General features: G+C 65.3%; 13 protein-coding genes. All 13 read left to right on the top strand.

The features are described 5' to 3' along the window. Positions 1-161: 161 nt before the first annotated feature. The 13 genes from IV113_RS09005 to IV113_RS08945 all read left to right on the top strand — a co-directional run bounded on the left by IV113_RS09005 (position 162) and on the right by IV113_RS08945 (position 12,176). Positions 162-275, top strand: a complete 114-nt coding sequence (locus IV113_RS09005; protein ID WP_250637255.1) for a hypothetical protein — start codon at positions 162-164, stop codon at positions 273-275. Positions 276-325: 50 nt separating this feature from the next. Then, the gene (locus tag IV113_RS09000; RefSeq protein WP_056278186.1) at positions 326-523 is read left to right on the top strand and encodes an SDR family oxidoreductase; all 198 of its coding nucleotides are present in this window, start codon (positions 326-328) and stop codon (positions 521-523) included. Positions 524-605: 82 nt separating this feature from the next. Then, positions 606-2,201, top strand: a complete 1,596-nt coding sequence (locus IV113_RS08995; protein WP_182118930.1) for a carboxyl transferase domain-containing protein — start codon at positions 606-608, stop codon at positions 2,199-2,201. A 10-nt stretch (positions 2,202-2,211) separates the two neighbouring features. After that, entirely contained in the window at positions 2,212-3,009 is a 798-nt protein-coding gene (locus tag IV113_RS08990; RefSeq protein WP_069047281.1) for a crotonase/enoyl-CoA hydratase family protein, read from the top strand. A gap of 25 nt (positions 3,010-3,034) precedes the next feature. Then, positions 3,035-5,059, top strand: coding sequence for a biotin carboxylase N-terminal domain-containing protein (locus IV113_RS08985; protein ID WP_291083331.1), 2,025 nt, complete (start codon positions 3,035-3,037; stop codon positions 5,057-5,059). Next, positions 5,056-6,201, top strand: coding sequence for an acyl-CoA dehydrogenase family protein (locus IV113_RS08980; RefSeq protein ID WP_056278176.1), 1,146 nt, complete (start codon positions 5,056-5,058; stop codon positions 6,199-6,201). The genes IV113_RS08985 and IV113_RS08980 overlap by 4 nt, the downstream gene beginning before the upstream one ends. Positions 6,202-6,203: 2 nt before the next feature. Beyond that, positions 6,204-7,265 (top strand): MBL fold metallo-hydrolase, encoded by a 1,062-nt coding sequence (locus IV113_RS08975; protein WP_056278172.1) that lies wholly within the window; start codon positions 6,204-6,206, stop codon positions 7,263-7,265. After that, complete coding sequence (locus IV113_RS08970) at positions 7,262-7,738, top strand: PaaI family thioesterase (RefSeq protein ID WP_056278169.1); 477 nt, start codon at positions 7,262-7,264, stop codon at positions 7,736-7,738. The genes IV113_RS08975 and IV113_RS08970 overlap by 4 nt, the downstream gene beginning before the upstream one ends. Further along, a complete protein-coding gene (locus tag IV113_RS08965; RefSeq protein ID WP_056278166.1) occupies positions 7,735-8,169 on the top strand; it encodes a PaaI family thioesterase in 435 nt (144 codons plus the stop codon). Before IV113_RS08970 ends, IV113_RS08965 begins: the two co-directional genes overlap by 4 nt. A gap of 24 nt (positions 8,170-8,193) precedes the next feature. Further along, positions 8,194-9,075: an SDR family oxidoreductase gene (locus tag IV113_RS08960; RefSeq protein WP_056278584.1), complete on the top strand. Its 882-nt coding sequence runs from the start codon at positions 8,194-8,196 to the stop codon at positions 9,073-9,075. A 13-nt stretch (positions 9,076-9,088) separates the two neighbouring features. Then, entirely contained in the window at positions 9,089-9,784 is a 696-nt protein-coding gene (locus IV113_RS08955) for a transglutaminase family protein (RefSeq protein WP_235501454.1), read from the top strand. After that, positions 9,781-10,647, top strand: coding sequence for an alpha/beta hydrolase (locus tag IV113_RS08950; protein ID WP_056278160.1), 867 nt, complete (start codon positions 9,781-9,783; stop codon positions 10,645-10,647). Before IV113_RS08955 ends, IV113_RS08950 begins: the two co-directional genes overlap by 4 nt. 14 nt (positions 10,648-10,661) lie before the next feature. Next, complete coding sequence (locus tag IV113_RS08945) at positions 10,662-12,176, top strand: AMP-binding protein (protein ID WP_056278157.1); 1,515 nt, start codon at positions 10,662-10,664, stop codon at positions 12,174-12,176. The last annotated feature ends 6 nt before the right edge of the window (positions 12,177-12,182 follow it).

Raw genomic sequence — 12,182 nt, 5'->3', positions numbered from 1 at the left:
GGAGAAGGTCATTGGTCGAGTACAGGACAAGGTCATTCTGGTGACGGGCAGTGCGATGGGCATGGGCCAGGTCCACTGCGAGCTGCCTGTCGCGGACATGAACGCCGGGATTGGCGAAACCGTCGCGGCGGGCGTTCGTCAGCGCGGCGGAGTGGGACCGCATGTTCAACGTCAACGTGCGCTACCCCTTTTTCGGCACGCGGACGGGGGTGCCGACGATGAAGCAGGCAGGTGGTGGCTCGATCATCAACATCCTGTCTATCTACGGCCGTTAGGCGCACCCTGTGCCTATGGGGCTTCCAAGGGCGAGGTACGGCTGTTCAGTATGGCCAGCGCGCCCTATCTCGCCCCTTTCAATATTCGTGTCAATTCGGTTCACCTTGGCGCCATCGAGACGCCGATGACCAAGGACTTGTTGAGCGATCCGGCCGATCACAAATCGCTGCTCGGCACCACTCCAATTGGGCGGGCGGTGCAGCATCAGGAAGTGTCGGCGGTGGTGCTGTTCCGGGGCCTCCGATGAGTCGTCCACCGTCATGGGTGCCGAGTTGGTGGTCGATGGTGGCTACGCCGCGGTCTGACCGCGCTTCAAAGGACGAAACAGGATGTCCGTGATTCAAACGCTGGTCGATGTGCAAGGTCCGGGCTTCCGCGACAACCTTGCACACCACGCGGGCCAGATCGCTCTTCTGCGCGCACGCCTGGCCGAGGTGGCCACCGGCGGGCGCGACGCGCACATCCAGCGCCACCGCGAGCGCGGCAAGCTGCTGGTGCGCGAGCGCATCGACTTCATCGTCGATGACGGTAGCGCCTTCCTGGAACTCTCGCCGCTGGCGGCCTGGGATCAGTATGGCAACGAGGTGCCGGGTGCGGGCATCGTCACCGGCGTCGGGATGGTGGCCGGGCGGCCCTGCATGTTCATTGCCAACGATGCCACCGTCAAGGGCGGCTCGTTCTTCCATGAAACCGTCAAAAAACACATACGGGCGCAGGAGATTGCCCAGCGCCTGCGCCTGCCCTGCCTGTACCTGGTGGATTGCGGCGGCGCCTTTTTGCCGGAGCAGGACCGCGTGTTTCCCGACAAGGACCACTTCGGCAACAGCTTCCACCGCCAGTGCCGCATGTCGCAGGCTGGCCTGCCGCAGCTCTCGGCCGTGTTCGGCGGTTGCACCGCGGGCGGCGCCTACATTCCCGCGCTGTCGGACGAAGTGGTGATGGTGCGCGGTAACGCACGCATTCATCTGGGTGGCCCGTCCATCGTCAAGATCGCGATCAACGAAGTGGTCGACGGCGAAACCCTGGGCGGCGCGGAGATGCACAGCCGTGTCTCCGGTGTCAGCGACCACCTGGCCGAGGACGAGCATCAGGCGCTGGCCATGCTGCGTCAGATCGTCGCCAGCCTGCCGCCCGAGCCGCCCATGGTGCCGCCGCTGCCGCCCAGCGCACCACGTTACGACCCGATTGAGCTCGATGGCGTCGTACCGGTCGACCCCAAACAGCCCTACGACGCGCGCGAAATCATTGCGCGGCTGCTCGACGGCAGCGCTTTCCACGAGTTCAAACCGTTGTGGGGAGATACGCTGGTGACCGGCTTTGGCGCGATCCACGGCCAGCCGGTCGCCATCCTCGCCAACAACGGCGCGCTGCTGGCCGAGTCGGCTCTGAAGGGCGCGCATTTCATCGAACTGGCCAACCAGCGCGGAGTACCGCTGCTGTTTTTGCAGAACATCCCCGGCTTCATGGTTGGCACCGAGGCCGAGCGTGGCGGTATTGCCAAGCACAGCGCCAAGATGGTGTATGCCATGGCCTGCGCGCGCGTGCCCAAGCTCACGTTGGTGGTTGGCGGCTCTTATGGCGCCGGCAACTACGGCATGTGCGGCCGCGGCTTTGAGCCCGAATTCCTGTTCGCCTGGCCCAGTGCCAGAGTTGCCACGATGAGCGCCGACATTGCCAGCAACGTGATGGTCGAGCTGGCGCGTTCCAACCTGCGCGGCCCGGCTGATGAGGCGCGGCTGCTGGATATCGAACGCAAGGTACGCGAGCAGTACGCGCGCCAGAGCGATCCCTATTACGCCACCTCCCGGCTGTGGGACGACGGTCTGATCGAACCCTCGGCCTCGCGCGACGTGCTGGGCCTGGCGCTGGCGCTGGCGGCGCGCCGTGCGTTGCCGAGTACGGCAACCCCTGTTTACCGCATGTAAGAGAACCTCTATGAACACACCCACCTACGAGACCCTGCAACTGGTCGTCGACGCGCGCGGCGTGGCCCGCCTCACGCTCAACCGCCCCGACACCCATAACGCGCTCAACGCCACCCTGATCAGCGAGCTGCGCCGTGCCGTCGATTGGCTGGCCGTAGCGCCGGGCGTGCGCGCGGTGGTGCTCACCGGCACCGGCAAGACCTTTTGCGCCGGTGGTGACCTGGGCTGGATGCAGGACAACATGAAAAAGAGCCGGACCGAGCGCGTGGGCGAAAGCGGCGATCTGGCGCTCATGCTGCGCGCCCTGAACGAGCTGCCTATGCCCGTCATTGGCCGCATCAATGGCCCCGCGTATGGCGGCGGCGTCGGCATGATCTCGGTCTGTGACATCACGATCGCGGTCGATACCGGCATCTACTCGCTGACCGAGGTGCGCCTGGGCCTGCTGCCGGCCAACATCGCGCCCTACGTTGTGGCGCGCATGGGTGAAGCCAACGCCCGGCGCACCTTCCTGACGGCGCGCCGCATGAGCGCGGCAGAGGCGCAGCGCCTGGGCCTGCTCTCAGAAGTGGTGGCGGCCGATCAGCTCGACGCGGCCATTGAACGCGAACTCGCCGACCTGCTGCAGTGCGCGCCCGGCGCGGTGGCGGCCACCAAGAAGCTGGTGGCCTATGTGCAGGCGCACGATCTGCCCACCAACATGATCTACACCGCTGACAAGCTGGCCGACGCCTGGGAAACCGAAGAAGGGCGCGACGGCATTGCAGCCTTTTTTGGCAAGCGGCTGCCGGTGTGGCGGCAGGTCTGAGTGTTGGCATGAAGGCGTGCGACTGATGTTTAACACCCTCCTGATTGCCAATCGCGGGGAGATCGCCTGCCGCATCGCCCGCACCGCGCGCCGCATGGGCTTGCGCACGGTGGCGGTCTATTCCGACGCCGACCGCGAGGCGCTGCACGTGGCCCTGTGCGATACGGCCGTGCGCATCGGAGCGCCGGAGGCCGCGCGCAGCTATCTTGATGCCGCTGCCATCGTGGCCGCGGCGCGTGCCGCCGGTGCGCAGGCCATCCATCCGGGCTACGGCTTTTTGTCGGAAAGCCTGGCCCTGATTGACGCCTGCGAAGCCGTCGGGCTCATTTTTGTGGGCCCCTCGCGCGAAGCGATCCGGCGCATGGGCTCGAAGATCGAATCCAAGCGCATCGCGCTCGGAGCCGGCGTGCCGGTGGTGCCGGGCTACCACGCCGACGACCAGGACTCTGCGGTCTTGCAGGCGGCGGCCGGGGGCATCGGCTACCCGGTGCTGATCAAGGCCTCGGCCGGCGGCGGCGGCAAGGGCATGCGGGTGGTGCGCAGCGCGGCTGACTTCTCGGCCGCGCTGGATACCGTGCGACGCGAAGCGAAGGCTTCGTTCGGCGACGACCGCGTGCTGCTGGAACGCTACCTCGACGAGCCACGCCACCTCGAAGTGCAGTTGCTGGGCGACAAGCACGGGCATCTGGTCCATTTGTTCGAGCGCGAATGTTCGATCCAGCGCAACCACCAGAAAGTGATTGAGGAAGCGCCCGCGCCACACCTGCCTCCCGCCGTGCGCGAGGCCCTGTTTTCGCACGCGCTGACGATCGGGCACGCCATCGGCTACGACAGCACCGGCACCATCGAGTTCATCCACGACAGCCGCAGCGGCGACACCTTCTTCCTGGAAATGAACACCCGGCTGCAGGTCGAGCACCCGGTGACCGAGTTGACGGTCGGTATCGATTTGGTCGAATGGCAGCTGCGGGTGGCCACTGGTGAGCCGCTCGGCTTCGCCCAGCCGGACCTGACGCAGCGCGGCTGCGCGATCGAGGCGCGTGTCTGCGCGGAGAATCCGGCGGCGGGTTTTGCGCCCGAGATCGGCGCCCTGATCGACTACCGCGAGCCGCGCGGCGAGGGCGTTCGGGTCGACAGCGGCGTGCGCAACGGCAGTCAGGTTACGCCTTATTACGACTCCATGCTGGCCAAGGTAATTGCCCATGCCGACGACCGGCCGACCGCCGCACGGCGGCTCGCCACGGCATTGGACGACACGGTGCTGCTCGGCGTGCACTGCAATCTCGGTTTTCTGGCCGATCTGCTGCGCCATGACCACTTCGCGCAAGTACTCACCACACATTACATCGAACGCGCCTTTCCCACAGGCTGGCAGCCGCGCACGGACGATGGGCTGGCCATCGCGGCTGCCGCCTTGCACGGCGTGCTGATCAAACAGGCGACGGCCGGGCGCTCGGCCTGGCAGTCGCTCGGGGCCTGGCGCGCGGCCGGCGCTGGGAGTGGCACTGGCAGCACACAGGTGCTGCTCGAAGACGAGCAGCGCTGCGTGCATGAAGTCAGCGTCTCGCCGCAGGGTGACAGCTGGCGTGTGTGCGTCGGCGATCGGGAGTTGACCCTGGCGGCGGTGTTGGCCGGCGACACCCTGGCGTTGCAGCGCGACGGCCTGACGGTTCGCTTCACGGTGGCGGTGGAGCAGCACGCCAAGCAAGGCGAACGCGTGTGGCTCTCTGGCCCGAGCGGCACGTGGGCCTGGCGCCGGCTCGATCGCTGGCAGCGCGCACTCAAGGGCGCGGCGGGTGCCGATGAGCTGGGCGGCAATCTCCTGCTCGCCCCCATGCCCGGTCTGGTGACGCAGGTGCAGGTCAGTGTAGGCATGAGTGTGAACGCGGGCGACACGCTGGTGCAGATGGAAGCGATGAAGATGGTGCATACGCTGAGCGCGGTAGCGCCGGGACGTGTGGCCGAGCTGCGTTGCCGCGTCGGCGACGCGGTGCGCGGTGGTGATGTGCTGGCGATCATGGAAACAATCGAATCCGAGGAAAAGCAATGAACGAGCCGATTTATTTTGACGAGCAACACCGGCAGTTCCGGGACAACCTGCGCCGCTTTGTCGAGCAGGAAGTAGTGCCGCACGCCGCGCTCTGGGAAGATCAGGGCATGGTGCCGCGCGCGCTGCTGCGCAAGATGGGCGAACTGGGCTATCTGGGCATACGCTACGACGAAAAGTACGGCGGCTCGAAACTCGACACCGTGTACAGCGCCATCCTGGCCGAAGAACTCGGCCGTTCCACTTACGGCGGCTTCGCCGTGACGGTGATGGTGCACACCGACATGGCCTCGCCGCACCTGGCCAACTTTGGCACGCCAGAGCAGCTCGCACGCTACCTGCCGCCCATCATCGGTGGCGAGAAGATCTGCGCTGTGGCGGTCACCGAGCCCGATGCCGGCTCCGACGTGGCCGGCATCCGCACACGCGCGGTGCGCGACGGTGAGCACTGGGTCATCAACGGAAGCAAGATGTTCATCACCAACGGCGTGCATGGCGACGTGTACTTTGTCGCCGCCAAGACCGATCCGAGCGCCAAGGGTTCGCGCGGTATCTCGATCTTCATCGTCGAGAAGGGCACCCCGGGTTTTCGGGTCGGGCGTGCGCTCAACAAGAGCGGCTGGCTGTGCAGCGACACCGCCGAGCTGGTGTTCGAGGACTGCCGCGTGCCGTCCGCCAACCTGCTGGGCGAAGAGAACAAGGGCTTCTACCAGATCATGCGCAACTTCCAGAACGAGCGCATGGTGCTAGGTGCGCAGGTGATGGGCGAGGCCGCACGCGCGATCGAGCTGACGCTGGCCTATGTGCGCGAGCGCAAGGCCTTCGGCGCCACGCTGTGGGACAAGCAGGCGATTCGCCAGCGCATGGCCATGCGGGCAGCGCAGGTGGCGGCGGCCCGCCAGTTGGTTTACCACGCGGCCTGGCTGGACGCGCAGGGGCGCGACTGCGTCAAGGAGGTGTCGATGGTCAAGGCGCTGTGCGGCGAGCTGGTCAACGATGTGGTCTATGACTGCCAGCAGTTCCACGGCGGCTTCGGCTACATGCGCGAGGCCGCGATCGAGCGTATGGTGCGCGACGCACGCGTCCAAGCTATCGGTGGCGGTGCCACCGAGGTCATGCTCGAAGAAGTGGCGAAACGGTTGTGAACATGAGCACCTCTCGAGCTACTTCAGTCATTGACGGGTTGGTCGAGCTGCCTCTGAAGGAGGTCCTGCCCGGCATCCTGATGTTCACGCTGCCGGTGGACTATGGCATCGACCACGTCAACATCTACCTGATTCGCGACAGCGAGGGTTGGTGCCTATTCGACACGGGTGCCGATTGCGAGGCGGCGCGGGCCTTGTGGCTGCGCGCATTGGAAGGCCCGCTGGCGGCTGGCTTGACGCGCATCATCGTCTCGCACCACCACCCCGACCACCTCGGGCTGGCGGTGTGGCTGCACGAGCGCACCGGGGCTCCGATCCTGATGCGCGAGGAGGAGGTGGCGGTGGCGCGGCAGACGCACGTGGTCAGCATCGATGACCGCGCTTACTGTATCGACTTCATGTGCCGCCATGGGGTGGCGCCGGAAGATGCGCATCAGGTGGTGGGCGGGGTGTTGCAAAGCAATATGGCCTGTGCCGTGCCGACTCGCGTCGAGCCGCTCGAAGCCGGCCAGACCTTGCACATCGGCGATCATGCTTTCGACGTGCTGGTGCTTGGTGGACACAGCATTGCCCAAATCTGCTTGTACGAGCCCAAGCTGAAATTGCTGCTCACGGGCGACCAGTTGCTCGAGCGCATCACACCCAACATTGGTGTCTGGCCCTATGGCGAAACCGATCCGCTGCCACGTTACCTGGATAGCCTGCGCACCATTGCGGGACTGGACATCGAGTACGTCTTGCCAGCCCACCACGGCGTCTACCACGCCGGGGTCGAGCGCGCGCATGGACTGGTGGCGCACCACCAGAGGGCACTGCGCAAGTTCTTGGCGCGTCTGGGCGAGGGGGGCATGAATGCCACCGAACTCGGCTACGCCGTTTATGGCGCGCAGAGCGACCCGCTGCATGCTTACCTGGCCATGGGCGAAACCCTGGCGCACCTGCTGTGGCTGCAGCGTGCCGGCCATGTGCGCCATGAAGAAACGCCAGCCGCGACCCGCTGGTATCCGGTGACGGCGGCCAGCGAAGAGCCCACCCTCACCTTGTCTGGAGACATGTCGAGATGACAGAAACACACATCATCAAAGAAGAAGAAATCGCCAAGCGATGGCAAAAGTTCGCCCATGTGTCGCCGTATAACCGCGAACTGGGCTTCCTGCCGCACGCGGTGCACACCGACTGGTGCGTGCTCAAAGTCGAGTACCAGGAAGCACTGGTGGGCGATCCGCAGACCAGGGTTTTGCATGGCGGAGTCATCACTGCGCTGCTCGACGCCGCGCTCGGATTCGCGATTTTCGTCAAGCTGCCGGAGATACGGCCGATGGCCACGCTGGACTTGCGCATCGACTACCTCAAGCCCGCGACGCCCGGGCGGGCGATTCTGGGGGGAGCCGTTTGCTACAAGTTGACTGCAGAACTGGCGTTCGTCCGTGGCGCCGCTTACCACGACACGTTGGACGACCCAATAGCCACCGCAGTCGGCATTTACATGTTTACTTCCGGGCGACCGGTATTGCGCAACGAGGATGTGCCACGATGAAATGGACCGAACAAATTGACCATGCGCGCGCCCAGGGTGACTGGAGCGAAGTGATCCAGGCGGTGCCCTTTGCGCGTTTTCTGGACCTGCGCATTGATGTCAAGGGCGAGGAGTTCACCTGCGTCTTGCCTTTCCAGGAAAAACTGATAGGCAACCCCATGCTGCCGGCTCTGCATGGCGGTGCCACCGGAGGGTTTCTGGAATGCGCCGGATTGTTCTACCTGCTGTGGCACATGGACAGCCGGGACTTGCCCAAGACCATCGATTTCAACATTGATTACCTGCGCTCGGGCCGTCCGCAGGACACCTATGCCAACGTCGTGATGGTCAAGCTGGGCCAGCGTGTGGCGAACCTGCGCATCCAGGCATGGCAATCCAGCCCCGATAAGCCCATCGCCCTTGGCCACGGCAATTTCATGCTGCGAGCCTGAGGGTGCAGAAAGGAAATGTCCATCATGTCTCAATCTACCTACCGTTCCGTGTTCCGCCCTGGCCTGTTTGTTGGTCAAACCGTTATCGTCACCGGTGGTGGCAGTGGCATTGGCCGCTGCACCGCGCACGAACTGGCCAACCTAGGGGCCAGCGTCGCGCTTGTCGGTCGCCGCGTCGAGAAGCTGGAAGCTGTGCAAGCTGAAATCACGCAGGCCGGCGGCCGGGCCAGTATCCACGCTTGCGACATTCGCGACGAGGCGGGCGTCAAGGCCATGATCGCCGACGTGATCGCACAGCACGGCAAGATCGATGGTCTCGTCAACAACGCGGGTGGCCAGTACCCGCAGCCGGTCAAGGACATCAGCCTGAAGGGCTGGGATGCGGTGGTGCGCAGCAACCTCACCGGCGGCTTCCTGGTGGCGCGCGAAGCCTTCAACCAGTCCATGGAGTTCCATGGCGGCGCCATTGTCAACATCATCGCCGACATCTGGGGCGGCATGCCGACCATGGCGCACAGCGGTGCGGCGCGTGCCGGCATGCTGTCGTTCACCGAGACGGCGGCTTGCGAATGGGCCTGCGCCGGCGTGCGTGTCAACGCCGTGGCACCGGGCTGGATTGCCAGCAGCGGCTTTGATACCTACAGCCCCGAGATGCAGGCCGAACTGCGCAGCCTGAAGACCAAGGTGCCGCTGCAACGCTATGGCACCGAGGCCGAGATTTCGGCGGCGATTGTGTTTTTGCTGTGCGAGGCGGCGGCTTTCATCACGGGTTCTTGCATTCGGGTCGATGGTGGCGTGCCCAATGCCCGACCGACCTGGAAATTGCAGGCTCATGATCGATCCAAACCCTTCAATGGCTTTGCGCTGGCCGAACCGCCAAAGTGCCTGAGCGTCAAGGATCAATGACATGGAAGTGACTATGCAAACCCCAATCACCCCTTCGAACGATCCGTCGGCTTATCTCGCGCCCGGCCGCTACGTGGACAGCGATCACTCGGCGGTGATCGCGTTCGCGCACCGGGTGGCCGACCCTGCCATGGCGCCGCGCGAGATCGCAGTCAAGCTCTATTACGCCGTGCGTGACGAGTTTCTCTACGACCCCTACTGCTTTGACACCACGGTCGAGGGTTTGAAGGGCAGTCGCGTGATCGAGGCCGGGCGTGGCTTTTGCGTGCCCAAGGCGGCGCTGCTGGCAGCGGCAGCCCGCGTCCTGGGCGTGCCGGCACGGCTGGGCTATGCCGACGTTCGCAACCACCTGAGCAGCAAGCGCCTGCAAGACATGATGGGCACCGATCTGTTCGTCTTTCACGGTTACACCGAGCTGTGGGTTGACGGGCAGTGGCTCAAGGCCACGCCCGCCTTCAACCGCTCCTTGTGCGAGAAGGCCGGTATCCATCCACTGGAATTCGATGGCCGCGCCGATTCGGTCTTTCATGAATTCGATGTCAGCGGCCGCAGGCACATGGAGTATGTGCACGACCACGGCACTTACGCCGACTTGCCGCGCGATGAACTGCTGGCCTCTTGGCGCGCACATTACAAAACCTTCGCCGACTGGGGACAGACCGCGGACAGCGGGGCCGACTTCGCGCAGGAAGTGGGGCCGTCATCATGACGACGCGCCGGGAATTTCCCGGCTTTGCCGGTGGCTCTCTGGTGGCCGACGTCTATGGCCCAGTCGGCGCGCCCACGGTGTTGCTGCTGCACGGTGGCGGGCAAACCCGCCATGCATGGGGCAAGGCGGCACAGGTGCTGGGCGATGCGGGTTGGTACACCGTGGCGCTGGACTTGCCGGGCCACGGCGACAGTGCCTGGGCCAAGGATGGCGATTACCGCATCGAGACGCTGGCCGACACCATGTGCTGCATCTGGCGCGAACTGGGCACACCGCTGGCGGTGGTCGGTGCCTCGCTGGGTGGCCTCATCAGCATGGCCACCGTGGGCCGCGCCGATGCGCCGCCGATCAACGCGCTGGTGCTGGTGGACATTGCGCCGCGCATGGAAGAAGTCGGTGTCGAGCGCATCGTGCGCTTCATGCGGGCTCGGCCCGATGGTTTTGCGTCACTTGAAGAGGCCGCCCAGCATATCGCCGCCTACCGGGGCCGACCCATGGAAGGACCGGTTGAGGGGCTGAAGAAAAACCTGCGCATGAATGCGCAAGGTCTCTGGAATTGGCATTGGGACCCGCAACTGATGAGCGAGGCCAACCACAACCACCGGCGCGATGCGGACGGCTACGAGCGCGCTTTGCGCGGCCTGCAGGCGCCCACTTTGCTGCTGCGCGGCCAGCGCAGCGACGTCATCAGCGAAGAAGATGCGCGCGCCCTGGTGCAAACCCTGCCGCGGGCGCGTTTTATCGATCTGAAGGGTGCTGGTCACATGATCGCTGGTGATGCCAACGACGCCTTCGCCGCCAGCGTGGCGGCGTTTCTGCACGAAGTGATGCCGTCGACACAGTCCCCGTCGGGTGAAATCTGAACCAGGAGCCTGAAATGAGTTTGCGATCTTTTACGCTGCACGATCTCATCAACCGCAACGCGCGGTTGTACGGATCGAACACCGCTCTGGTGTTCGGCAATCAGCGGATCACGCACGCCCAGTACGCCGGGCGCACAGCGCGCCTGGCAGCCGGTCTGGCGGACGCAGGCGTGGGCCAGGGTGACCGGCTGGCGATACTGGCCCCCAACTGCCTGGAATACGTCGATCTGTTCGGCGCCGCAGCCCAGTTGGGCGCGATCGTGGTGCCGATCAACTGGCGGCTGTCGGCCGAGGAGGTCGCCTATGTCATCGAGGACGTGGCACCGCGGGTGCTGATCGTGGCCGATGAATTCCAGGCCCTGCTGCCGCAGCGCGGTTTGGACGACACGCTGCGCTACACGCTGGGCGCCGCGCCAGCGCCATGGCAACCCGTCAGTGAGCTGTATCGGGAGTGCGATACGCAGGCGGCGGATCTGCCCGGTCTGGCCGACGACAGCGGTTTGCTCATCATCCACACCGCCGCCGTGGGCGGTCGGCCGCGCGGCGCGCTGCTCTCGCACCGCGGCCTGATTGCCGCCAGCCTGCAGACGCAACTGGCCTGGCACCTGACGCCGACGGACGTCAATCTGGGCGTTTTGCCGCTGTTTCACGTGGCCGCCATCGGCTTCATGCTGGCCACGCAGCAGGCGGGCGGGGCGACGCTGCTGTTGACACGTTTCGATCCGCCCAGTCTGGTCAAACATATCGACGAGGACGGGGGCAGCCTGATCGGCACCTTTCCACCGATGCTGGGTGCCCTGCTGGACGCCGCAGCCGCCCAAGGCTCTTCACTGGCCAGGTTGCGCGTGGTGTCGGGGATCGATGTGCCCGAGACCATCGCGCGCTTGCGCACCACCTGTCCCCAGGCGACCTTCTGGAGTGCCTACGGCCAGACCGAGACCTCGGGCTCGGTCAGCCTGGCGCCATTTGACGAGCGCCCCGGCAGCGCCGGGCGTCCCACCGCGCTGAACATGGTCGCGGTGGTGGACGAACTGGACCGCCCGTTGCCCACAGGCGCCACCGGCGAAATTGTGGTGCGGGGGCCGATGGTGTTCCAGGGCTACTGGCGCTGTGAAGCAGACAACGCCTTCACGCTGCGCAACGGCTGGCACCACACGGGCGACATGGGGCGCGTCGATGCCGAGGGCTACCTCTGGTACAGCGGGCGTTCACCGGCCAAGGAGTTGATCAAGCCGGGGGGCGAGAACGTTTATCCGGCTGAAGTCGAGCGGGTCATTATGGAGCACCCGGCGCTGGCGCAGGTGGTGGTCCTCGGTGTGCCGGACGTTCAGTGGGGCGAGGCGGTCAAGGCTGTCTGCGTGCTGAAGGCGGGGTGCACGCTGAGTGCCGAGGAGTTGATCGAGTTTGTGGGCGGTCGCATCGCACGCTACAAAAAACCCAAGCACGTGGTGTTTGTATCGGCACTCCCCTTGGGCGGTGCCGATAGCATTGACCGCGCGGCCGTCAAGGCCGCGCACGGTGGCGCCTGATGGCCA

This window comes from Hydrogenophaga sp. (assembly GCF_018780385.1).
Classification (GTDB): Bacteria; Pseudomonadota; Gammaproteobacteria; order Burkholderiales; family Burkholderiaceae_C; genus Hydrogenophaga.
Note: the sequence above shows the minus strand (reverse complement) of the source record. Positions and strands in the feature narration are given on the sequence as shown.